Below are 23,163 nucleotides of genomic sequence, written 5' to 3' on the forward strand. Positions count from 1 at the left end.
ATCGATGTCTTCGTGGTCAAAACATGGTCGACAAATCCTTCCTATTTTTCTGTTGGCTATTTTTGCACATTCTAAAATACTCCAGAACTGGTTTGTAGCAAGCGATACGTTGCCGCTAATTCAAACGAGCCGGGTAACGAATCTGAGTGAGCTCGTCGATATATTTACACAGCCGCTAATGGGCGGTTCAGATTTCGTGACTGGGGCGCTCTTCTACCGACCGGTTTCTAGCCTCTCATACGCAGCCGACTATGCGATCTGGGGACTCAACCCGTTCGGCTATCATCTTACGAATTTACTCCTCCATGCAGTTGCAGCAATATTAGTTGCAGTAATGGTCACCACCCTCACCAGCCGTCCCAAGGTTGGTTCCCTGACAGCCGTTTTATTTGCTCTCCACCCAGTTACCACTGAGGTCGTCCCCGTTACTGCACGGCGGCAAGACATCCTTCTAACCATTTTCGCCCTGGCTTCGATCACACTGTTTGTCAAGTGGTATCGTGTGGTTGAAGAGTCCGGTGAGATACGCTGGAAGCGGAAAGCTCACTGGCTCCTCGGCGGGGCACTTCTCATGTATCTCTGTGCGCTCGGATCGAAAGAAACCGCCCTTATGGTGGTAGGACTGGTTACCGTGTGGGTCACCCTTCAAGTAGGCGTTGAGAGACCCCGTCTGACTATCCAAGAACTCGCAAAAACAACGGGACTGTTCGTTGTAGTTTCTGTGCCATACGTTGCACTCCGCACCTCCGTATTAGGTGGCCTTGGAGGATACGATGGCGAAGCCCAGGCAGTTACATTTCAGCTTCTCATGCGCCACCTGATAGACGTTTTCTTCTTTGTCATCAAGTATAGTCTCTGGCTCACCTATCCGCTCTATTTCATTGAAGAGCAAACGACGACCCTTTTGGAGAACCCGTTCTTGGTGGTCTTTCTCGTAGTATTCTTCGTTATAATCGGTCGAACTGGTATACAGGAATATCATAGACGAAGTTCTTCTCAACGCAAACATCTCCGAGGAATGCGAACCCTTTCGCCGATCATGAGCATCATTGGATTCTCGACAATCCCAATCCTACTTATTCAAAAGTCGTTCAGCCCAGCGCTATCCGCCGGTGCTTCAGGAACCATCGTGAGCTACGCGATCGGGATATTATTCGTGGGGGGCTGTCTTGGCGTGATTGTTACAACAATTCTTGTACGAAAGGGATCAGTTAGCAGAACGAAACGGATGCAGCTGATATTTTTTGGCTGCTGGGTTATCATCCCTGTTGCCGGACTGGCTACTCAAGGGTTCGTTACGAGCAAGCCGATGGAGTATGGATTTGGCATTCGAAACGGCTATTTCGCTATTGTCCCTGCAATGGCCCTTCTTTCGATACTCTTGGTGCCAGCTCTGCGACGAATATGGGACACTGCTAAACAGGTAAACGTGGACAAGAATCGTCTCACTCGTTCTGAAGTGCTCAATAGCGATACAGTACGTATCGCCAGTATTCTTCTATTGTTATTTCCATTGATTGCCGCTTCGCCCGCCCTCCATGCTCAGAATGGGTGGCAAGCAGCCGGTGAACTCAATCGTCAGTCTCTTTCCGGACTACAGACCAGTCTCGAAAACACACCTAATGAACCGTTCACATACGTTGCGGATTTCCCGAATGAGTTCAACAACCAACAGCGTGCCTACTCTCGCGTACACTCGATAACACCCCTTCAACCCTATTCGATCGAGGCGTGGCTCAAGTTGCATGACGAGACATCGTCCACCCAGATCCGGCTCGTACGAAAGAAGACCGTTTCGAGCGTTCCGGAGAACCTTTCGTTTCGAACGGGAGACCGAAATGGATGGACAGCGGTCTGGGTCACTCAAACCTCCAATGAAACTCCCAGTATGGTGGATGATCAGGTGGTCCCCTCACAACCCCCTCTCCGCTCTCCATTGGAGGATAGGGAATAACCGTGCGACATTCATGTCTTCTGTGGGTGGGTGTTGGACTCGCGTTCATTCTCGGCATTTTTGCTCACATCGACTCACTTAGTGAATGGTTCACCTCGTATGATTCGCTCGCACTTATCGAGACAAGTCGTATCACCTCATTTGAGGATATCTACACGATATTCACGACGCCATTGCTGTCTAGTACAACGTATGTTGAGTCAGGTCTCTTTTACCGACCTGTAGTTAACATTACGTATGCGGTGGAGTATTGGGTTTGGGGGGTCGACCCATTTGGGTATCATCTTACAAATCTCCTCTTACACGGTCTCGCTAGCGGACTCGTCGTTCTCACAATATACTCACTAACGGGCTCGTACTTGACTGGAACTCTAACAGGAGTTCTCTTTGCTATCCATCCGCTCTCAATTGATACGGTTCCGGCGATCTCGCGGCGTCAGGATATTCTGCTGGCCGTGTTTGGTTTGTTCACACTGTGGCTTCTTGTCGAAGGGTATCGTCGAGAAGACAACCGACTACGGACTCTCGCAGTTGTTGCATATGGGTTGGCACTGTTTTCGAAGGAGACTGCCATTGTTGTGGGACCGCTCGCATTTCTCTGGGTCCTTTTTCAGGAGCAGTCGCTCCGTGAAGTGAAAGCGTATTTTCAGGCTTTTTATACAGTTTCTCCCCTGGCGGCTGTAGCTATACTATATCTAATCATTCGACTTGCGGTGCTCGAGGGTGTCGGTGGATATACTCATGACCCCCCATTGGCCCAGATACTCCTCTTTCCGATGGAATACATGCTTTCGCTCATCTATCAAGCAGATCTCTTTAGTGTGGTTCGAGTCTTCTCACCGCTCGTTCTTCTCATCATCATTTTCGTAACAGTGACGCTGTACGTACTGCTTTTCAACCGTGACCGTTCTGTTTTCAATGTCACGTACTCTTCTGTCCCACTTATTGGTGGTCTAGTTGCCGTCCCTGGCGTGGTGACACTCTTCGTCCTGGTATCTAATTTGCTGTCGTCATCAAATGTGCTCAACTCTCAGATGGTTAGTTGGTATGCTATGGGAACGACTTTCGCGGTTGCTACTGTCAGTGCCCTGCTTGTGGCCCTCTTGTCGAAGTCGTCACGCAACGGCAATCAGCGGCGGCTGAACGTGTTTTTCACTATCTGGATGGTAATCCCTCTACCGTTATTTTTCATAGCAAAGCAGTTTGCGTTTCGGGACGCGTATTTTTTCGTTATTCCATTCATTGCACTGGCGGTCACGTGTTTTGTAGAAGCTCTTCCCCATCTTGAGAATCTGCAGACGATCCCATTCAACAACACAGCTGATAGGGTTCTCATACTCGCTGTACTAGTATTGTTGATCCCTACTGTAGCTGCGTCTCCTCTCCTCCACAACGATTCAGGATGGGGCAGCAGTAGTGACGTTACGAATGAGTCACTCTTCGATATCAATAATTCTGTAGCCCAAGCCAATGAAAGCACACCGGTAACTGTTATCGGTATGCCAACAAGAGTTCAGCACAATCCACGTCGGCTAGGGCAGGCACGAAAGGTGACTATGCTTCAACCACATTCTGTTCGTGCATGGTCTCGGCTACATGGGATGGGAAATAAAATAAAAGTTGGTGGTTTCCGCTCATTCGACACTGCGCCACAGAACGTTTCATCGACGACCTATAAGAGAAAGCAAGTAGTCGTTCGTCTACGCTATAGCTAAAGATAGCAAATGCGCTCTTGTGAAGGACATTGTTGGTGGAGTAGCTGTGGCTGAGAAAGCGTAGCGGGCAAGGGTGACGCTTCCGCGTCACCCGGTAGGATGTTTCCATTCGCCGCACTGAGTTCGGAGGAGAGCGCCGCGGACCTGCTGGAGCAGGTCCGCTGGCGCGATGGCCTCCAGTGCCCGCGCTGCCGGTCCTCGTCGGTGATCAAGTACGGCAGCTACAGAGCGTTTCAGCGGTATCTCTGTAAGGATTGTGACCGAACCTTCAACGACAAAACCCGCACGATCTTCGCCCACGCGAAGATCGCGCTCAACGAGTGGCTGTTCGCGATCTATACGTTCGTCCGGTTCAACACCAGTATCCGCCAACTTACCGCCGAACTCGACCTCTCGTACAAGACGCTTCACCGGCGTGTCGAGCGCTTCGCCAAAGCGCTCGACGCGCCCTCCATCGAGCTGTGCGGTCCCGTCGAGATCGACGAACTGTACGTCTCTGCCGGGCTGAAGGGTCGCGAGCGCGACGGCCCGTCGCGCTCGCGTGGCCTCTCCACGCGCGGGCGTGGAACCTACGAGGGTGACAAACCGCCTGTGTTCACCCTCGTCGATCGCGAGAGCGGGAAGCGATACGTGATCCCGGCGAAATCGGCGGACGAATCGACCGTTCGGCTCCTTCTCGCGGGACGCGAGAAGGAGCCACTCACTGTTTATACGGACGGATTTCGAGCGTACGACCCACTGGATGACGACGAGCGGTTTCACCGCGAGTCGGTCATCCATGCGAACAACGAGTACGTCGACGGAGATGCTCACGTGAATACCTGCGAGAGCCACGGGTCGCTGGTGCGACCGTGGCTCTCACCTCATCGAGGTGTTTCGAAGGACAAGCTCACGCACTATCTGAGAGCGTTTCAGCTACGAAGGCAAATCTACCGCAAATCGGGCCGAGAAGCGTTGAGACACGTCCTTCGGAAAGTGCTCTGACTCACCAACAATGTCCTTCACAAGAGCGCAATGCTAATGTATCCACGCTGTTCAGTGAGCTCTTCAACGACGCTCTCGGTCAGATAGAGATCTCTGTCCTTGGACCGAACGTATTCAATGAACGTCTGATACTGCGAACTATCCGTGCCACCAATTGTCCGGAGAAAACTCGTATCAAGGATAAGGGCCGTTGGAAATGGCGATGGATGGCCCTCACTCATCGGTGCGCTCGTAAGGGGCCTGCTCAAGCGCTTGTTGAGGAGTCTCCACCTCAAAGGAACTATCATTGAGTATTGGATCAAACTCCTTCACCACAGCGATGATCCGTTCGATCGCCTGTGTGACCGCAATTGCCTCAACAGCAGGCACACTTAGGCTATCCGCGACCCCTCGTCGCGTCATCTCACCTTTCAGGTAGTCGACTGTTGCAGTAATAGCAGGTGCGAGTGCGGCCTTTCCGTGGCGATCAATGAACAGTTCGAGATCCTCGTTGACACTCGTTGCTCCATAGACAGCAATAGTGACCGGACTGAGCTTGAGAGTGGCTTCGTCGGTCCAGTCCCCGCTTATAGCGTCAGCACGCCAGAGAGCGGATCCATCCTTATGTGAGTCGAGTTCCTTTGCAACACCCAGCTCAGCCAGGGTATTGGCGTACTTGTAGGCGGTGCTCTTGGAGAATCCCTGGCGATTACGCGCAGCGGTGACTGTGGTTGGGGAATTGATCAAGAGGTCGGTGTAAAAGCGCGCGAGCTCGGGCGTTCTGAGTAGCTCTTGGATGGCGAAAAATCGGTGGACTGTATCCCCAACATCTGGCGGATGGGTTGGGATCGGCGTATTTGACATAGTTCCGAGTACGCGAACTATAGACTAAACGGTTCCGGTGAATCCGAGTTGGGATAGGGTGAGAAATTCTGAGTTATCTCGTCATCACATTTGAGTCTCACCCTACATTGGAAGAGCCAGCTAGGATGAGTCTCCCTGAGAAAGGGGGTAGCGACTGAATATCATCCGTAGTTCCTCAATCACACTTCTACTATGATAAAAACCTCGCAGGCTTACTGGAATCCATATACAATACCCTTACTACTTAGGCAAAAGGTCGATATACTCTCAAAGCCAATATTGTGCATGGTCTTACCTCAAACCACCGTAGACACGTCCAAATCAACTCTCTTCGATGCAATTCTCGAAAATGAGTCGAACGATCTTCTTAGCACTGGGTTTGATGAGGCTCTTACAGAGGCGCTCATCACCGTACTCGGAGAAATAGATGATCCACCGAACGTCCACCTTCTCACAACCGAATCCGTATTGAAATGGGTTCGGGACGACTTCGTCTTAGCAAGCGAGGCTGCAGACCTCATTAAAAGTGAGACGCTCTCGATGCGGACTGACGAAAGCGTATCCGAGAATCGATTGGTCATCACCGAAGAATCCGTTGTCTCACTCGTTACCGCCGGTGAACACACCGCTGGACTCCCCACCGACGACGAGGAGTTCGTCGGAGCAGTAAATGAGAAATGGAACGAACGCTGGAATCAGGCCGAGGAATTCTCGCTCCGAACACCGCCACGCTCACGGGTGGAAGCCTCTCTCAACGATGAATTTGGCTCGGAGGTCGAGGAAGACTTCCGAGCGATGCTGGACACAGTTGAGAGTACTCGCAGCAATGAGGGACTCGATGCAGTGGATGTCAGTCTCCTCGTGGCCGCCAAACACGAACTCCTGCTCTACGATGTTTCGAAGTGGGGAGAGGATATTGGCCTCGCAAGTAAAGCAACCTTCTCACGAGCGAAAACGAACCTCGAAGAGAGCGTACTCATCGAAACCGAAAAAGTCCCGATCGACGTCGGCCGACCGCGTCTACGGTTGCTTCTCGGCGAAGACGAACTGCGGGATGCCGATATTGACGAACTCCCCAGTGTCGCTCAACGGCTCGCTTCGATGGTTCCAGCATAATCCTCGCTGTCATCGTCATTCTCGGTAGAGCATTTCATCTTTCTACCTGATAATGGGGATATAGGTCGTATTCCCTAACAAGTGCATCTTCTGAATTGGTGGCAGACGCTGATTGAGTTCGCAAAGAACTCATATCTCCGTGCTATATTCTGGGAAATGGCATACGAGAATCTCGACACAGAACTCATCAATGAACTCTTGAATGATGGTCGCGCAAGCCTTCGGAGCCTTGCCGAGGAACTCGACGTCTCGGTCACGACGATCTCAAACCACATCGCCGAACTCGAAGATGCAGGTGTGATCGAAGGCTACTCGCCAGAAGTAAATTATGACGAGCTGGGATACGATGTGACGGCTACTATCCAACTCAACATTGAAGGGAGTAAACTCGCCGACGTTATTGAGAATCTCCGCGAGCACAACCAAATCACGTCGATCTACGAGGTTACTGGTGACTACGATGTCATTGCAATCGGGAAGTTCAGGGATACCGACGAGATGAACGGCCAGATCAAGGCCCTCCTGAACGATTCCGGGGTCAAAGAGTCCAACACCAACGTCGTGTTGAACACCGTCAGCGAACACGTGCAGTTCGAACTCGACGTCAACTAGATCACTTCTCATAATGATTGCCCCCTGAGTACGAGATTAGAGAGACACGCAACGGTCAGCTAGAATACCGTTGGATACGTGCTGAATCAAGAAGGTGATCCAAGATCTCTATCACCTTCTCTGGTGGTGGTTTCGGAGGTTTTAATGCTGGTATGGGTGGTGAATAATTTACAGGATGGCAGATCAGTCGCTCTGAGGTGGCGTCCTGTGGTGGCGAAGTCTCACACGCACTTTGCCATCCGCATTTGCTACGAACTCCTACTGGAATTGAGGGTTGTCCGCGCCAGCACCGGCAACTGCGTCGGCAAGGCCATCATCGAAGGCGGGTTCGAATTCAGCGTCGGGATCCTCAGCTTCTGTCGTGCCGTCTGCAGAGCACAAACGCCGGAAGCGTTCGTAGTAGGTGTTCTCGACACGTTTGGCTTCCTGCTGTGCCCTGAGAACCCGTCAATACTGGTTGGCAGTCGAAGCGGCGATATCTAGTTGGCGAGCGCACTCGGCCCCTGAATTACCCGCCTCGAAGCACTCGCTCAGCGCCTCGAGGTCGAAATCAGCTGTCGTGTCTCGCTCACGAAAGAGATGGAGGCCGAGGCGAGCTCGAGTCACAGTTCTATCCAGACTGCTATCACCGAGTCGCCGGGCGATTGCCGTATCTCCCTTGCCCTCAAAGAACGCTTTCACGAGTGCCACCAATTGATCGGTCGGCAATTGGGTACTGAGGTCATATCGTTCGTGCATTTCCTCAATGGTTGAGCGAATCTGTTGATCGGTATTGGTATTCGAGTTCCATCTTCCTCGCTGGTCTTCTTGGCGTTCGGTCGTCGTGGTGTCTCCTTTCGAGACATCCATATAGATGGCCGTCAGCTCCTCAACGTCCGTCATCGGTCTTTACTCTACACGTTGTATAAGTAAGAACCTGATGATCGGACAAAATCACGGCGAGTCCTTCTCTACAGTTGTGCGTATAGTCGCGGCTATCTGAGAAGGTGCCTATTACAGACGATGTTCTTGCTTGCTCTCCCCAACAACACTGCTCCTGTTTTCATGGGCAGGATACTCACTCTGTTTGGACGTCTGAACCGACTTAGATATAGCAGTAAGACCGTGGCTCGGCAATACACAGTAGTACATAGTCTGTCGCTAGATAGCGGTCTTTCAGCGCACGTAGGAGGCGACACATGATTGATCTCAAGAGGTTCGAGGACTCCATTACCGCTTAGCTCTTTAAGTGCTTCTAGCGATAAGGTGTAGATACGAGAGAGGTTCGCCGGGTTTTGTGGAGGATAGAATTCTACACAAACGCATCTTTCAACCACGAGTAGATAGTAGGTCCAGTTATGACCAACGGTGGAACGGTTCCACAGTCGCCCTCCTCTACTCTGGACGGAGATGACGAGTACGAAGAGTTCGTTCAACTGAGCAGGCTACCCGGCGACAGTACCGTCTCACGTGCGGACCTCCAGCGCGACGAAACCGTTCGTCGGTGGGGTCTCGTTACCCCGAGTGCGACGCGTATCGGACGCGCTGAGGCACCCGAACACGACCTCAGCGAGAACATTCGGCGACTCCACGAGGAACGCCATCCAGCGATGGAGGGGTACAGCGAGCGGGCTCACCGTCTCGAGAAACTTCGCCTCACGCACGCGCTCTGCAGTAGTCTCGGACTTACACCCTGGCAACGCGACCGCGCTATTGGGACGATGGTCGACCTCGATCTCACCGCGTTCGGAAGTCAGCGCGCTATCCCGAAAGTCGCGCTTGTCGTGATCCGCCATGTTGTCGATCTTGAACGAGAACACCATCTCGGTCTTCATGACAACGACTGGATAGCTGAGCAGCCACCCGAGCGACTCGCCGACCTTTACGAGCAGTTCCAGTCGATCACTGACGATGAGCAGTTCACGGAACTCTGCGAGCAACACGACCTCGGTGTCACGAACCTGAACCGGCTACGGCGAACGCTCGTCGACCAGCTTGACGAACAGGGCCTTCACAACGCAGTCTATGGCCGAAATCCCTACCGGGACCCGAGTCTGCCAGATCTTGTGGCTGGTTCCTCGGCATGACCCTGCGATCTACGAATCGGCTACTTTCTTTAAGTGCTTCTGGCGACAAGGTGGAGATATGAGAGGAGTTGGATGGGCTTCCATCCACAGTCGTCGCTTCTATTGGACTAGCCATTTTGCTGTATTGTTGCTGTGTACCGAAATCTTGCTGTCGAGTGGTATCTCTAGTCTTGAGGACAAAAGTGAGCTCTTCACACAAGGAATCGTGCCTCTCTCAGCGGGACCTACGCTTCTTCGTCAGCGGTCGATGACGTGGTTTCAATGACTTCCGCGAACGCGACGTTCTCACGAGCGTTCTGGATTTCGACTTCAACCTCGTCGTCCGGGCGAGCACCGGGGACAATGACAACATAGCCTCGCTCAACTTTCGCGATGCCGTCACCTTGGTCGCCAACTGATTCGATAGTGAGTGTGCGCTTGTCGCCCTGTTCGACTGGCGGCGATTGTGTCGTCGACTCCGAAGTATTGGATGATGACTGCGAGGGAGAGTTGCTTTCCTCACCAGTTTGCTCTGTTGAGAGAATCGCGACACGATAGGTTTCGCCGGCGACGACTGAGCCGTTCTGCATTTCATTCTGCGGAACCTCGATCCGGTACGACTCACCATGCTGTTCGACAGACCCACTATAGAGACATTCCATCCGCTCTGAAATTTCAACCATTGCGTAATCTCTTTGTTTTCCAGCGGGGATATTGAATCCTCGCCTCCGGACAAGCGATACCAGTCATTATGAATTATCCACGGATTCATGCTCTCGGAGGCGAATGTTCTGTATGAGCTGGGAGCGGCGACTGCCGCCACTCGCCGAGGAGGCTCTCGATATCCTGCGTGAAGCAGCGGAGGATGAAACTGGTAGTAACGAGACCGGTGAGTGGAACTCCTCGAACGCGGATTTCACTAAGCATAGTGCTGCAGCAGTGCTGGTCGCAGACGAGGAATTCACGGAAGCCGATGCGGAGCATGCCTTGGAACTGCTTGAAAGTCGTGGCCATATCTATTACATCGACGACGAGGTCTATCTCACGCCGACCGACGATTGATGGTTGAGGGCTCTTCGATCGGGTCGATGAAAGATTGAGAAGCCGTCTGACCAGACGAATTCTTTACTTTTAGTGTGCTTCGATAGATTATCAGTCCCTCTCAGTGAGAACCCCATGTATGGTAGACCTGATTGTCCAGTCGGCCGTGAAGGAGCAACTCGACCAGATGAACGTCTCCGCGGATTTCTATGACTCCCTTGACGACGAGGTAGCCGACCTCCTCGCTGATGCCGCTCGCCGAGCCGAAGATAATGACCGCAAGACCGTTCAGTCACGCGACCTCTAAAACGAGTTCGAATGCGGTAGAGACCCACTTTGATGTAGAACACAGATACAAGCAAGCGCCGCTTCTGTGCTGTGCGCTTAGACGATGAGTCTCCAGATGCAGGCGTCCTTGGTTACCCCACAATTCCCGGGATTGCTCCGAACGTGGGGTAACTAACCTCGCAGGACACCGGGTTTCCACTGTAACTTCGGAAAATCGCTGGTCGAATTACGCACTCGGTGTCTTGGTTTTGGTCGCACTCTCAATCTGAGGGGTCGGAGAGAAGCAGGAGGTCCTGGATATGAACAGAGGCGGTGGTCACGATATTGAATGTGAACTCTCGCTCATAACCCCATATGTTCAGTAGGAAGGGGGCTCCGCACTAGTCTTCACCCACTATTCGAATCAGGGTCTCACTCCAATGTTTGTTAAGACACAGAACCGCGGACATGGTGGGGTCAGGCGTTACCCCACGATGTGGAGAAATCGAATACGTGGGGTAACTACGAGTGCCGCCGAGCTCGGCTTCGCCGTCGCGAACATGCACATCGAGTTATGCGGTTCCTCATTGGTGATATGTGCGTGTACCGATGGAGCTCATGAAGTGAGGTTATTTAGCACTGCTACTTTCAGTTCAGATGACTCCAATGGCTGAGCGCCCGAACGTAGACCGATATCTGGACGCCCTCGAAATTCAGAATGTCGTTGCCTCATCAGCGATCGGTCAGGAGATTGATCTTGAGGCTCTCGCTATGGATCTCGAGGGCGTGGACTTCGACCCGGAGAAGTTCCCCGGCCTGATCTATCGAATTGAGGAGCCACACGCAACAGCGCTGATCTTCCGCTCCGGGAAGTTAGTTTGTACTGGGGCAGACTCCGTCGATGGAGTCCATGAAGCACTCGCATCAACCTTTGAAACACTCGGCAACTTAGGTCTCAGTGTAGACGATGACCCGGCTATCACCGTGCAGAATATCGTTGTGAGTGGCGACCTTGGTGAGAGGCTGAATCTCAACGCGATCGCAATCGGGCTTGGGCTCGAAGCTATCGAATACGAGCCGGAACAGTTCCCAGGACTTGTCTATCGCTTGGAGGAGCCTGCTGTCGTTGCCCTCCTGTTTGGGTCGGGAAAGACAGTTCTCACGGGTTGCAAGCAGCTCGAGGATGCCGAAGAGGCGACAAACGTTCTCGTTGAGCGGCTCTCAGACCTTTCTCTTCTTGGCTGATGATGACTTCTGGATGAGATTTCGACTGAGGGCTATTCTTACCTCCGGAAATGATAGTGTGTCCTGCGGAACCTCCGGAAACGGTGGTCGATTTCTCTAGTCTGTGCGACCCCTCTATAACGCCTACGAGCCTTCTAGTATTTTTGAGTAGTAAGAACACTACGCGATGCAGAGATCGTAAAAATACTACACGTACTTCACAACTCATAGTACTCGTAACGTTTGCGAGTACTCTACCCTCTCAACTCTGGAACGCCCTTAGATACTTTTTCAGGTGAGAACCCGGGGGCTAATAGCCGAGGTAATCGTTCAGTGTGGCGAATTCCTCAGGGGAGAACGGCACAGTTGTCTCACCTTTCTGCTTGCGCTATTTGACTGGCTTTGAGTTCCCCGGAGAGGTCAACCTGCGGGTAGGGGATATCGATACCGGCCTCATCGAAGCGCCGCTTGACATTAGTTACGTACTCGCCGCGAGTTTTCAGGAAGTCAGCTCGGTTCGGATCTGCGATCCAAAATCGGGAGGTGAGGCCAACATAGGAGTCCGCAAGCGCTCCCTCAGTACTCATTCGAACAGTCGGGGCTGGGTCATCAAGGATATCCGGATGTTTCTGTGCTTCCTCGACAATAATGTCGGTTGCACGTTCGATATCGTCGTCATACCCGATTCCAAACGTGAACTGGAGCCGGAGTTCGCCCTTCTTGACTGGGTTCTTGATTACGTCGCTGGTCAGTACTGCATTCGGAACGGTGAGGACCTCGTTATCGAAAGTACGTACCCTAGTTACTCGGAAGGAGATGTCCTCAACGACACCCGCATACGCTCCGTGCTCCCACTCGATCCAGTCACCGATTCGGAACGGACGATCTGTATAGATGAATACGCCCGCAACGAAGTTCGAGAGGGTGTTTTGTAGTGCAAACCCAATAGCGAGTGTTGCAGCAGCTCCAATCGCAGCTAACGAGGTGAGCAGTCCCTGATAGCCCGCAACTCGGAACGCAATTCCGATGCTGATGAACGCGACCAGGAGCTTACCCAATCGAAGGAGCGGACGCTTTTCGTGGGTATCGAGGCCCCTTCGGTCTAGCAGCCGATTGACGAATGGAATTACAAAAATCCGGCCGAGTGAGTAGAGGATGAACGCCGCAGCAACAAACGTGATTAGCGCACCCAATACTTTGTAATAGGGAACGTTCAGATTGTGGAGGAATGCGCCGACTGGTCCGAGTTCTGGATTCGAAATAACATCCGACACATTTGTTCCGGTCCCATTCGGAGTCGGTGTTCCGGCTTGCAAAACCCGTTCCGGAAGATGAGGATCTGTCAGTGACATTTTGAGTTACTGGATATCAATTTGGTCTGGGATGGAGTCGTATCGCTGTTTCTCGCCGACTCGGGTTGCGAACTGACAGTTGCTATCTCTTTGTGGTTCGCGATGGAAGACTCCATATCTTGTGGTTCGTGTGTACTCTCGCGATCGATGCTGCCTAGGTAATCAGAGGCTGTTTCCGAGCGAAGACTCCAGTCTTGATGACGCTCTGTTTTCTCGAATATGAGGTCACCAATCACTCCCAGATATCATTGTTCAGTCCACCTAAGGCCTCTCATATTCTTAAGAAACTTCACCACGACTCATCTTCAGACTCCCATCTGATCTTATCCCCAATTACTCACCAGGATTGCCAATGACGAAACAGACTTCCGTAAGTTCATTGAGACGCTCTCCCAAATGGACATTAAACACTTTGGCAAAGGCGGAGACGGCGGATTTCGTGAGTTCTCAGAGAAGAATTCCAACTGCCTAACGACGGGTCAGTCGTCCACCCTCATGTACCCTCCATTGTTTTCCGAAAGATATTCTTTATTTGTGGACGGATTCTTGCAAATGGCGTACGAGAACCTCGATACTGACCTCATTAACGAATTGTTGGGTAATGGACGTGCGAGCCTGCGAAGCCTCGCCGAGACGCTTGACGTCTCAGTGACAACCGTCTCGAATCATCTTCAAGACCTCGAGGAAACGGGTGTGATTCGCGGGTATTCGCCCACTGTAGACTACGACACACTCGGGTACGACGTCACAGCCATTATGCAACTCACTGTAGACGGAAGCGTGCTTTCAGATGTGACTGAAAGCCTTCGTGAGCATCACCAGATTCTCTCCGTTTACGAGGTAACGGGTGGGTTTGATGTCATCGCGATCGGGAAGTTCCGAGATACCGAGGATATGAACGATCAGATCAAGAGCCTCCTGAATGATTCCGGGATCAACGAGTCCAACACCAGTGTCGTCTTGAACACGGTGAGTGAGTACGAGCAGTTCGAGCTCGACACGGACACCTCGTTGAGCGAGTAGACAGGAATCGGTAGTCGCGCCGCTTACAACACGCAAGACTATTCTTGGTCTAACCAGCCAAAACAATTATTACATATGGTGCACATTGAATAATTGGCCGGATGGGAGGGCAGTCACTGAAAAGAGGTAGGCGTGTCCCATCTGGCGGCCAGTCATGAGACAGACCGGGGTTGGGCCACCCTCATCACGGCCTTTCCTTAGCCCCCACTACCAGGCTTGAACCTTTGTGATAGTTGTAACGGTAGCATGCAACACCCTCATTGTTTAGACAAAACACCGATACAGACTCAGGCTTGAATTGATGCATGGTTCTTAGCCAACCGGTCAGAGATGTAACCCGGTCGAGTCTCCTCAATGCAATCCTTGAGGATGAGTCACGCGACCTCGTTTGCACTGGGTTTGATGAAGCTCTCGTTGAGGCACTTATCACTGTACTGAGAGACAGAGATGGTCCGCCGACCGTCCATCTGCTGACAACTGAATCGGTATTGAGATGGGCTCGAGACGATTTTGACTTAGCGAGCGAGGCTGCAGACCTCGTTGAGAGTGGGACACTCTCGATTAAGACGGGGGAAGGCGCACTCGAGAACCAATTGGTCATCTCTGAAGGGTCAGTTGTCTCGCTCGTTACCGCTAGTGAGCACTCGGTAGGACTCCCGACTGAGCATGAGGAATTCGTCGGTGCAGTGAATGAGAAATGGAACGACCGTTGGAACCGGGCCGAAGAGTTCTCACTCCGAACCCCAGGACGCTCACGGATCGAAGAGTCCCTCAATGAGGAATTCGGCTCGGAGGTCGAATCGGATTTTCGAGCAATGCTTGACGCTGTCGAGGGCACTCGTAGCGATGAGAATCTTGACGTGGTAGACATCTGCCTTCTAGTGGCTGCCAAGCACGAACTCCTCCTCTACGATATCTCGAACTGGGGCGAGGAGGTCGGCGTTGCGAGCAAGGCAACCTTCTCGCGAGGGAAGAACAATCTCGAAGAGAGCGGCCTAATCGAGACCGAAAAGGTCCCGATCGACGTTGGTCGGCCGCGTCTTCGACTCCTGCTCAGTGAGGATGAACTACAGGACGCTGATATCGACGTTCTCCCAGGTGTCGCTCAAGGATTACTCTTAGAGGGTCTGGCATAATTCTCTTCGTTGGTTTGATGAAGCCTAACCAGTACTTTCCTGAGCTACAGTGAAAATGCGGGGTGGCTCGAAATAATTCTTACCTGACGATCGAACCGAAATCGGGTTCGATTGTTTGGTAAGATGCTAAGCGCTAACTGAATCCCAGCAGAGTTGTTAACGGTGTGTAGAACTCGCGAGAAGCATCGGCAACGTGTAGTGAGCGGTAGGCAAGTATTTGCGTTGTTGCTCCCGATTCATTCTGGAGAACGAAACCAAACATCGAATGTGCTGTGCTATTTGGTAACAAGAATTAAGGGGTCCTAACCCGTACTGAGGCATGCAGGCGTATTGCCTGTACTACGTGCGGCCAACACGGGGACACCGTGCGTAGGAGTATACGTGAACCACGGGCCGGGGGTTAAACCGGCCGGCCCATTTTCTATCCCGACACCCTTTTAACGGATGTCTTCGGAAGCAGGGCAAAGGTTGGCGAGCGAGGCTGCGAAAGCACTTTGAAGGTCAGCTCAGTGTGACTGTTTTTGTAGGGCTCTACAGTGGCCAAATCGTTCGAGAAAGTTCTGATCTGTCCCAAAACGGATGAGAGATTGACCAGTAAGATACGTTAATCACTTTTCTGAGAAGCGTGGTAGGAAAGACCGCAAGAACGGTCACAAAGCGGGACAGTCGGCGGTGCTGATGTGCCCTGTGCTCCCGGTGGCGACGGAAGCAAGCGACCCACACCATATCGACGAAACCATTGTTCCGGACTGTCTCGCGTGAAAACCGTTCTGACCACAGAGCGAGGGACAGGCGACGCCCTGCACGGTGGTTTAAACAGCCCCAATCAGTATCTTGAGCCATGGCTACGACTGGCCCGGAGTCAGTAGTACGGGCGTATTACGAGCTCGTGGATAGAGATCGCTATGACAATCTCATGGACTTATTCGCTGAGGATATCAGCTACGAACGGCCGGGACAGTCTCCTATCGAGGGACGGAGTGCACTCAGGGAATTCTACGAATCGGGTCGCCCGCTTGAAGATGGCAGCCATGAGATTCACAGTGTGATCGTTGAGGACCTTACCGCAGCAGTCCGGGGTTCGTTCACCGGGAAGCAGCATGGCGAGCAGGTTAGGTTTGGGTTTGCTGACTTCCACGAGTTCGAAAACGAAGTAATCACGCGGCGCTATACCTACACCGACCGCGATGAAGTATAGCCACTGGGATACCATGTTACGAATGTACTGAGTGTGAGTGGACGGGTGATACGCTGTTCGATGCACTCGGTCCCGCGAAGACTCACGAAATTCGTCTTACCAGCGAGTGAGCCTTTCAGAACCTCTTTAGGAGTGAATAGTATACGGGTTCTCGAATGAGCGAAATCACCGCTGAGGAGTTGAAGCAACGGCTTGAAGCCGGAGATGATATTGCCCTTGTTGATATCCGATCTAACGACGACTACGAAGCCGAAACCATCGAGGGAAGCCAGAACCTCCCAATTCGTGACGCTCTCATAGATGGTGATCTTGAAACCGTCCAAGAGTACTTGAGCGAGCTCCCTGATGACGAGGAAGTGGTGACCTTCTGCGGCGCAGGGGTTACCTCCGGGCAAACAGCAGAGATACTCACCGAACAAGGATATGACGCAAAAGCCCTTGACGGCGGATTGAATAGTTGGAAAGAGAACGAAAGCTAACTACTGGTGTACCCAGTCTCTTCTTACTGCAGTTGTTGAACCAATGTGATACCTCATTCACACTCTAGTTATGGTAGAGTATGGTAGAACCCTCAAGCACAATGGAGACTTAATCCACTCTCACTCGATTAGAAGAGGAATCAGAGCTAATTGAGAAACGAGTTGTGATCGGCTAGAGAGTTCTAAGCCAGCAACGCCAATGACGATAAATCCGATAAATCCTAGACGAGTGATGCTGAATGTCTCATCAAAGAGGAGGATGCCAAGGAGTGCTGTTGCAGTCGCTCCGATTCCCGTCCAAGCAGCGTATACAGTTCCAATTGGAAGTGACTGAACCGCTCTCCCTAAGAGGACCACACTAATCGCCATCGAGATAACTGTCGCAATACTCGGAACGAGCTTCGTGAATCCATCCGAGAGTTCAAGTCCGATCGCCCACCCAGTCTCGAACACTCCTGCAATGATGAGATATACCCATGCCGAGTTCATCACTTCGACTAATGATTCACATCATAAAGGGCCTACTGGGTCAACTGCTGTTTCTCATCTCGTGTAGAGCAACCGACTCGAATAGGTTCTAAGCATTTTGTACCACTTTCAGAGAAAAAGGGTGCTATCGTGGTTGTGAGCTTCGCTCTTCCGTTTGGACTCGGGCTGGCAGCTCTGCTTATCGGCATCGCTTTCGTTTCAGGAATCGGTATTACCGCGATCGGACCCGGTGGAATCTTTCTGACTGTTGCTTTGTATGCGCTCACGTCGGTTGATTCAGCAGTTATTGCTGGTACAGTGCAGGTTGCCTTTCTTGCGACGGGTCTGTTAGGTGCTCTTGCGTATATTCGATCGGGCGAACTCTCCAGAGAGAATCTGCTTCTAACTGGACTGCTCTGTATTGGGAGTATTGGAGGAGCACTGTTAGGCGCGTGGCTAAATGGATTCGTCTCCCGAGAGCTGTTTGGATTACTACTGGGCTGTCTTACCGGACTCACTGGCGTCACTATCGTCTATCGTGAATATCGTGATCTGGGAGCTATCAGCGCTCTTACTCCAGAAACCACTCGTGGGAAAGTGGGGTATCTCTTCTTGGGAGTCGTCCTTGGAACGTTTAGTGGCCTTCTCGGGGTTGGAGGACCAGTCATTGCAGTTCCAGCACTCGTGATTCTTGGAGTACCGATGCTGTTCGCTGTGGCTGTTGCCCAGGTACAATCCGTCTTTATCGCGCTGTTTGCTGCAGTAGGATATCTTTCTCAGGGAGCCATATCCCCTTCTCTCGCGGTTCTTGTAGGTGCTCCACTCTTGGCTGGTGTCCTCCTTGGATGGAAGATAGCTCATCGAATCGAACCATCTCGACTAAAAATAGTACTTGGTGGGATACTCATTGTTGTAACTCCTTACCTCGCGTTCTAACTTTTGGACAGTAATCTCAACAATTATGTTATCATTTACACAAACTAACAGAGCTCAGAAGAGTAACACGGAACCGTGTAGTTCTCATGAGTGGAGTGAGAGTGTCTTTCTAGTGAGTTCTGAAGAAGACGGCCCCTCAGGCGCGACGTTGTCGTATCGGAACATCATTGAGCGTGAGATGGAGAATGCGTTGAAAGAGATGGACCGGCCCGCGCTTGGGACGTTCATTTCGGGGTTTTCTGCAGGACTTAACTTAAGTTTCGGCGCACTGTTCATGGCCATGGTACTCACCTTCGCCGGTGGGTTCGGTTCAGATCTCACGAAACAACTCGCGCTCGCGGGCGTCTCTTCGATCGCTTTTCTGTTCGTGGTTATCGGTCAAACAGAACTGTTCACCGCCCATTCGACTATGGCAGTTCTCCCGGTACTCGATGGACGGGCGTCGATTCGCGACCTCGGGCGGATTTGGAGCGTAACGTATGTCTCGAATCTGCTGGGATGTGCGGCGTTCGTTGGGCTCATTGCTGCTATCGGTGAGCCGATGGGTATCGCCACTCCCTCAGCCTTCGGGTCACTTGCAGGCGCGCTCATTGAGGTTCCATGGTGGACTATACTCCTCTCGGGAGTCGTTGCAGGATGGTTGATGGGTATGGCAACATGGCTTTCGGCCGCTAGCCGTGATACCATCGGACGGATCGTCTTCGTACTGCTTACTACCGCGGCCATTGGCTTCGGGCCGTTTCATCACGCGATTCTCGGGACAACCGAGGTGCTCTCGGCAATCGTACTGGGTGCAGGCGTCGCGCCTAGAGCATTTATCCCATTTCTCGTGTTCACCACTCTCGGTAATATCATCGGTGGCACGGTGTTCGTTGCCCTACTCAATTACGGTCATATCGCTCTCGCAGGCAAGCAGAAGGATATCGACTTCCAAGCCGATGGGATCGAGGACTCGTAATTCACACAGCGAGTAGACTTCGATCCGAGAGGAGGATGTTAAATACATTCGATCTTCTAGTATTGATGGGAGATTTGAGAGATCGGTGGTAAGTTGAGTCGGTCAAATTATCGCACCTTGTACTCTTGGGCTCCAATCCCGACTCACTAGTTTTCCCTGATTTGAGATTTACGTGATGGTTTCATAGTGGAATCACTATATGGTGTGCATCACCTCGCCGACTTCGATAGCAGACGTCATTTCGCCGTAACAGTTCGAGCAGACCCCATCACGTGCGAACTCGAGTTGTTGAGCGGTCATGGTCCCGACAATGGAGACCATTCGGTCGAGGTCACCGTGTCCGGCACCGTCCGATGGATACATGTTCGAAAAGACTGGGTGGCCACGACTGCACCGAACCACGAGCTGACCGGTCGAGTACTCGACCGTCAACGGAGCGTCGCAGAACAGACACTCCCCCTCTCGACGATGGCAGTCTGTGCTCCCCTTCCGTGAGCGTTCCGGCGAATATCGTTCCGACAATCGCGAGTCCGCGCTCCTGGAGGACGTATCCCTGGTCCGTCTTCCGAATGAACGACCCCCGGAGGCGCTTTAGATGGTAGCCGAAGTTCCCATCGTCCTCGTAGCCGACCCGATCACGGAGTTCGCTGAATGAGACCGGGCCACCGTCGTCGCGTAGCGCGTCGGAGAGCGCTATCAAGACCCGCAGTCGGACTTCGTTTCCTAACTCGGCTAATCCTTCCTCGGTCGCGGTGGGATCGTCGAACGCCGTCATATGTGCGAGACTACACGCTGGCCACATATTCTGTTCCGTTGTACGGTCCTCGTCGCTTGCTCTCGAAGCGCTCGGACACGATCAGGAGTCAGGAATCATTGTACAGACCGTCACTTCGTGACTCCCGCACCGGACAACCGGTTTGGACTGCCATGCCACGCTCGATTCCATGTATCGGAGTACGGCGAGCCATTATCTGAAGTCGTGAACTGCTCATGAGTATGTCCCCCGACGTACTCGGATCGAATCACAGGAATCCGATCCTTACCCAGAAGATCGGTCATGGTCTCACCCAGGAGCTACGCAACATGTGTGGTGCCGAACTCACAGCGTATACGGACATGATGTTTAAATCACATGCCGAGAGGTTTTCATGAATGATAGTCGACGCAATAGCCGATATCTGGTCCTAGACCGCCAGTTGCGCTAACAATTCGGCGCGACTGCTTGTCGACAACACGCCCGCTCGACTGGAGGACGAATGAGGTCCTTCTCGGAGACCTGGGGCGCACTTCGGGGCGACGGCGGGTTCAACTGGCGAACGTTCGGCATCCTGGTTCTCACAGGCCTGCTCAGCACGCTCGCCATCCTCCCAATGCAGTTGTACGGACAGGACCTTGGGATACTCCTCTGGTTGATAGTCGTCTCCACCCTATTGAACACGGGTATCCTGCTCGTCGTGGCCGTCGGTATCGGGACATTCCTCCACGACCGCGTGGGCCTGCACGTCCACCGATGGGCCGCGGACGCCATGCGACGCAATGGGCTTGCCTCCATCCTCGGACTGCTGTCGAGGGCGCTCATCGTCGGACTCGATGCCGTGGTCTTCGTGCCCCTAGTTCAGGACGCTATTATCGGCGGGGTTGTAGCCGAAACCCCACAAGCCCCCTTCTGGACCGGTTTCCTCGCCGGTTTCTATGGCGGTATCACTGAGGAACTGTTGCTCCGGTTCGGTCTCATGACGCTGCTCGTCTGGGGTGGCTGGAAACTAACCGGAAGCGACGGAGTACCCTCGGTGGGCATTGTTTGGGCAGCCATCGTTTTCGCAGCGGTACTGTTCGGTCTCGGCCACCTCCCGGCCACTACGGCGGTTTACGAACTGACGCCAGCCGTGGTCGTACGCGCGATCATACTCAATGGAGTGGTCGGAATCGTCTTCGGTTGGCTCTACTGGCGCTACGACCTGACGAAAGCGATGGTCAGTCATTTCTCAGCCGATATGGTGTTGCACGTCCTGCTGCCCACGCTGTTTCCCTAAGCTCCAGACAGCGCTTTCGGGCTGGTTGGTCGCCGTGAACGCTAACTTGCCGCCGATCCCGGCCATCGAAACTCCGAAGTGCCGGTAGAAGTTGAGACTAGCGCTTTCAATGCATAGCCCACTATCTGGAGCTGGCAGTCAACAATCCATCAGAAAACAGGCAGTTTATAGAAATCCAAACGCCGAGCCTCTGTAGTCTGGTTGTTTTACTTTGCATATACCTGCATAGAGTGACATGTTGTAGAGCTACCCCTCAACGGGCGCCTCGGCCGAACCCTGGATGTATCGCTCGCGATTGTCATCGATCGCCCTGACCGTCGTCCGGGTGATACCGGCTCGCCGGGCGAGCTCGCGTTTGCTCGTTCCTTTGTCGAGCTCATCGATGATGACGACCGCTGTATCATAGTCCTCGTTCGGAGTGAGATAGCCCTCTGAACCGACGTCGAACCCGAACGGTGGTCGACCGTGCCACTTCCCCTGAGCGCGGCTCGCCGTGATTCCCTCGCGAATGTTGTCGCGTTTGATCTCGGCCTCGAGCTCGGCGAACGTCGCGGCGACTGTAGAGGAACGCGCGCGTGTAGTGATCCGGATTCTTCGGATCGAGGTCAATCCCCATATCGAGGACGTGGAGCGCGACTTTGTTCGTATCGACGATTCGATCCACGGCGTCGGCGAAATCCCGAACCGATCGTGAGAGCCGCGACACCGCTGAGGTGACGACTCGCTCGACCTCCCAGTTCTCGACTGCCTCGATCATCTCGGCGTATCCATCGCGGTCGGTGTTGGTCCCCGTCTACTTGTCGGAATATACATCGATCATGGCGGGTTCAATCCCGAGTTGGTCGGTCGCGTAGTCGCTGGTCTGTCGCCGTTGGCGAGCAAGGCTTTGCTCGCTGGTGCTGACCCGACAGTAGAGAGCGGTTTTCCCGGACATGGTGGGGTGCTATGTATCAGAATTTGACCCGTATGTCATGCCATCTGAAGTCGGCTAGGTAGGATTCGTCATGCACGGCCACCCGCGAAATTTAGCCCAACGGACCAAATCTCACAGCGAACCGTGCATTAGGAATCCTACCTGGCCATCATCAGATAGCATATTTGCTTGAGAAAATGTGGCGACGGCCGTTTCGACACTAGATTCAGCTTCTTAAGAGATAACTACTAATACCAATTCCAACCATGAAGTCTACCGTCACCGAGACCACTGAAATGCGTTAATCATATATCTACAACCCTGACAGAAAGAACTGCGGAGAAGGGTCACAAAGCGAGACAGGCGGCGGTGCTGATATGCTCTGTACTCCCGGTGGCGACGGAAGTAAGCGACCCACACCAGATCGACGAAACCATTGTTCCGTCCTGTCTCGTGTGATAACCCTTCTTTGTCGTAACTTCTGAACGAGAGCACTCTGAATTACCCACTATATCCATCCAAAAGCATGTAGTCGTTAGTAGAAGCAGTCGCAAGGTGAGAAAGTCAGCAATAACAACAGGATCTGGGTTCTGGAGACATCAAAAACGTCGCACGGATAAATGGCTACTAATCTATTGACGGAAAGTTCGAAGTAAAGAGGTGCCCACCGAGAACCCTATACGAAAGTAGCGGAAATGTAGTAAGATGGCTGACCGAAAGTGGGCTTATCTCGGACTGTTGATAGTCGGGTTCGTAACCTGGACCATTTCGATGGTCATAACACTAAACCGAGGCGGGATATTCACAATTATCGTTTCTGGAACTTTTGCTATTGTATGTCTTTACCAAGGGTCTCGGTATAGAAG

General features: G+C 52.6%; 26 protein-coding genes and 1 pseudogene. 17 read left to right on the forward strand and 10 right to left on the reverse strand.

All coding sequences use genetic code 11. The features are described from left to right. Positions 1-4 precede the first annotated feature (4 nt). The 3 genes from GT355_RS15760 (at position 5) to GT355_RS15770 (ending at position 4,653) form a co-directional block, all read left to right on the forward strand. On the forward strand, positions 5-1,954 hold the full coding sequence (locus GT355_RS15760) for a dolichyl-phosphate-mannose--protein mannosyltransferase (protein ID WP_160135507.1): 1,950 nt from the start codon (positions 5-7) through the stop codon (positions 1,952-1,954). 242 nt (positions 1,955-2,196) lie between these two features. Then, complete coding sequence (locus GT355_RS15765) at positions 2,197-3,669, forward strand: glycosyltransferase family 39 protein (protein ID WP_275690161.1); 1,473 nt, start codon at positions 2,197-2,199, stop codon at positions 3,667-3,669. A gap of 99 nt (positions 3,670-3,768) precedes the next feature. Then, positions 3,769-4,653, forward strand: coding sequence for an IS1595 family transposase (locus GT355_RS15770; RefSeq protein ID WP_160135509.1), 885 nt, complete (start codon positions 3,769-3,771; stop codon positions 4,651-4,653). Positions 4,654-4,670: 17 nt separating this feature from the next. Here the strand turns inward: GT355_RS15770 and GT355_RS18755 are convergent, their stop codons facing one another. Next, positions 4,671-4,940, reverse strand: coding sequence for a PIN domain-containing protein (locus tag GT355_RS18755; protein ID WP_476702763.1), 270 nt, complete (start codon positions 4,938-4,940; stop codon positions 4,671-4,673). Beyond that, positions 4,867-5,496, reverse strand: coding sequence for a DUF7437 domain-containing protein (locus GT355_RS15775; RefSeq protein ID WP_240145845.1), 630 nt, complete (start codon positions 5,494-5,496; stop codon positions 4,867-4,869). Before GT355_RS15775 ends, GT355_RS18755 begins: the two co-directional genes overlap by 74 nt. A gap of 285 nt (positions 5,497-5,781) precedes the next feature. Here GT355_RS15775 and tbsP (GT355_RS15780) point away from each other — a divergent pair, with 285 nt between their 5' ends. The 3 genes from tbsP (GT355_RS15780) (at position 5,782) to GT355_RS15790 (ending at position 7,707) form a co-directional block, all read left to right on the forward strand. Beyond that, positions 5,782-6,612: a transcriptional regulator TbsP gene (tbsP, locus tag GT355_RS15780; protein WP_160135510.1), complete on the forward strand. Its 831-nt coding sequence runs from the start codon at positions 5,782-5,784 to the stop codon at positions 6,610-6,612. Positions 6,613-6,768: 156 nt separating this feature from the next. Continuing rightward, complete coding sequence (lrp, locus tag GT355_RS15785; RefSeq protein ID WP_160135511.1) at positions 6,769-7,224, forward strand: HTH-type transcriptional regulator Lrp; 456 nt, start codon at positions 6,769-6,771, stop codon at positions 7,222-7,224. Positions 7,225-7,347: 123 nt separating this feature from the next. Next, complete coding sequence (locus tag GT355_RS15790) at positions 7,348-7,707, forward strand: hypothetical protein (RefSeq protein ID WP_160135512.1); 360 nt, start codon at positions 7,348-7,350, stop codon at positions 7,705-7,707. On the opposite strand, the gene GT355_RS15795 is transcribed toward GT355_RS15790, so the two are convergent. Further along, positions 7,672-8,106 (reverse strand): hypothetical protein, encoded by a 435-nt coding sequence (locus GT355_RS15795; RefSeq protein WP_160135513.1) that lies wholly within the window; start codon positions 8,104-8,106, stop codon positions 7,672-7,674. The genes GT355_RS15790 and GT355_RS15795 overlap by 36 nt on opposite strands. 455 nt (positions 8,107-8,561) lie before the next feature. On the opposite strand from GT355_RS15795, the gene GT355_RS15800 reads away from it, so the two are divergent. Then, positions 8,562-9,290, forward strand: coding sequence for a DNA-directed RNA polymerase subunit epsilon (locus GT355_RS15800; RefSeq protein ID WP_160135514.1), 729 nt, complete (start codon positions 8,562-8,564; stop codon positions 9,288-9,290). 224 nt (positions 9,291-9,514) lie between these two features. On the opposite strand, the gene GT355_RS15805 is transcribed toward GT355_RS15800, so the two are convergent. After that, positions 9,515-9,952: a TRAM domain-containing protein gene (locus tag GT355_RS15805; protein ID WP_160135515.1), complete on the reverse strand. Its 438-nt coding sequence runs from the start codon at positions 9,950-9,952 to the stop codon at positions 9,515-9,517. A gap of 112 nt (positions 9,953-10,064) precedes the next feature. On the opposite strand from GT355_RS15805, the gene GT355_RS15810 reads away from it, so the two are divergent. From GT355_RS15810 to GT355_RS15820, 3 genes are all read left to right on the forward strand, one after another. After that, positions 10,065-10,331: a hypothetical protein gene (locus tag GT355_RS15810; protein ID WP_160135516.1), complete on the forward strand. Its 267-nt coding sequence runs from the start codon at positions 10,065-10,067 to the stop codon at positions 10,329-10,331. A 118-nt stretch (positions 10,332-10,449) separates the two neighbouring features. Beyond that, a complete protein-coding gene (locus GT355_RS15815; RefSeq protein WP_160135517.1) occupies positions 10,450-10,617 on the forward strand; it encodes a DUF1931 domain-containing protein in 168 nt (55 codons plus the stop codon). A gap of 626 nt (positions 10,618-11,243) precedes the next feature. After that, positions 11,244-11,822 carry a TATA-box-binding protein gene (locus tag GT355_RS15820; protein ID WP_160135518.1) on the forward strand — a complete coding sequence of 193 codons (579 nt, stop codon included), beginning with the start codon at positions 11,244-11,246 and terminating at the stop codon, positions 11,820-11,822. Between the two features lie 350 nt (positions 11,823-12,172). On the opposite strand, the gene GT355_RS15825 is transcribed toward GT355_RS15820, so the two are convergent. Then, positions 12,173-13,153 carry a mechanosensitive ion channel family protein gene (locus GT355_RS15825; RefSeq protein WP_160135519.1) on the reverse strand — a complete coding sequence of 327 codons (981 nt, stop codon included), beginning with the start codon at positions 13,151-13,153 and terminating at the stop codon, positions 12,173-12,175. Between the two features lie 552 nt (positions 13,154-13,705). Between GT355_RS15825 and lrp (GT355_RS15830) the strand changes: the two genes are divergently transcribed. The 4 genes from lrp (GT355_RS15830) to GT355_RS15845 all read left to right on the forward strand — a co-directional run bounded on the left by lrp (GT355_RS15830) (position 13,706) and on the right by GT355_RS15845 (position 16,989). Beyond that, positions 13,706-14,176 (forward strand): HTH-type transcriptional regulator Lrp, encoded by a 471-nt coding sequence (lrp, locus tag GT355_RS15830; RefSeq protein WP_160135520.1) that lies wholly within the window; start codon positions 13,706-13,708, stop codon positions 14,174-14,176. A gap of 305 nt (positions 14,177-14,481) precedes the next feature. Continuing rightward, positions 14,482-15,312, forward strand: a complete 831-nt coding sequence (gene tbsP, locus GT355_RS15835) for a transcriptional regulator TbsP (RefSeq protein ID WP_160135521.1) — start codon at positions 14,482-14,484, stop codon at positions 15,310-15,312. An 841-nt stretch (positions 15,313-16,153) separates the two neighbouring features. Beyond that, the gene (locus GT355_RS15840) at positions 16,154-16,510 is read left to right on the forward strand and encodes a nuclear transport factor 2 family protein (protein WP_160135522.1); all 357 of its coding nucleotides are present in this window, start codon (positions 16,154-16,156) and stop codon (positions 16,508-16,510) included. A 155-nt stretch (positions 16,511-16,665) separates the two neighbouring features. After that, complete coding sequence (locus GT355_RS15845; RefSeq protein ID WP_160135523.1) at positions 16,666-16,989, forward strand: rhodanese-like domain-containing protein; 324 nt, start codon at positions 16,666-16,668, stop codon at positions 16,987-16,989. A 120-nt stretch (positions 16,990-17,109) separates the two neighbouring features. On the opposite strand, the gene GT355_RS15850 is transcribed toward GT355_RS15845, so the two are convergent. Next, complete coding sequence (locus GT355_RS15850) at positions 17,110-17,478, reverse strand: DMT family transporter (protein ID WP_160135524.1); 369 nt, start codon at positions 17,476-17,478, stop codon at positions 17,110-17,112. A gap of 129 nt (positions 17,479-17,607) precedes the next feature. Between GT355_RS15850 and GT355_RS15855 the strand changes: the two genes are divergently transcribed. Further along, positions 17,608-18,393 (forward strand): sulfite exporter TauE/SafE family protein, encoded by a 786-nt coding sequence (locus GT355_RS15855; RefSeq protein ID WP_160135525.1) that lies wholly within the window; start codon positions 17,608-17,610, stop codon positions 18,391-18,393. A 112-nt stretch (positions 18,394-18,505) separates the two neighbouring features. Next, positions 18,506-19,351, forward strand: a complete 846-nt coding sequence (locus GT355_RS15860; RefSeq protein WP_160135526.1) for a formate/nitrite transporter family protein — start codon at positions 18,506-18,508, stop codon at positions 19,349-19,351. 195 nt (positions 19,352-19,546) lie between these two features. Here the strand turns inward: GT355_RS15860 and GT355_RS18620 are convergent, their stop codons facing one another. Next, positions 19,547-19,753, reverse strand: coding sequence for a hypothetical protein (locus tag GT355_RS18620; protein WP_420825977.1), 207 nt, complete (start codon positions 19,751-19,753; stop codon positions 19,547-19,549). Then, a complete protein-coding gene (locus tag GT355_RS15865; protein ID WP_160135527.1) occupies positions 19,683-20,126 on the reverse strand; it encodes a DUF7347 domain-containing protein in 444 nt (147 codons plus the stop codon). The genes GT355_RS18620 and GT355_RS15865 overlap by 71 nt, the downstream gene beginning before the upstream one ends. A 481-nt stretch (positions 20,127-20,607) precedes the next feature. Between GT355_RS15865 and GT355_RS15870 the strand changes: the two genes are divergently transcribed. Next, positions 20,608-21,384 (forward strand): CPBP family intramembrane glutamic endopeptidase, encoded by a 777-nt coding sequence (locus GT355_RS15870; RefSeq protein WP_160135528.1) that lies wholly within the window; start codon positions 20,608-20,610, stop codon positions 21,382-21,384. A 246-nt stretch (positions 21,385-21,630) separates the two neighbouring features. Here the strand turns inward: GT355_RS15870 and GT355_RS18525 are convergent, their stop codons facing one another. Then, positions 21,631-21,894, reverse strand: coding sequence for a hypothetical protein (locus GT355_RS18525; protein ID WP_338036196.1), 264 nt, complete (start codon positions 21,892-21,894; stop codon positions 21,631-21,633). Continuing rightward, positions 21,785-22,318, reverse strand: a pseudogene (locus tag GT355_RS15875) (recombinase family protein). Before GT355_RS15875 ends, GT355_RS18525 begins: the two are co-directional and overlap by 110 nt. Positions 22,319-23,163 lie beyond the last annotated feature (845 nt).

Origin of the sequence: Halococcus salsus (assembly GCF_009900715.1) — an archaeon.
In the GTDB taxonomy this organism is placed as follows: Archaea; Halobacteriota; Halobacteria; order Halobacteriales; family Halococcaceae; genus Halococcus; species Halococcus salsus.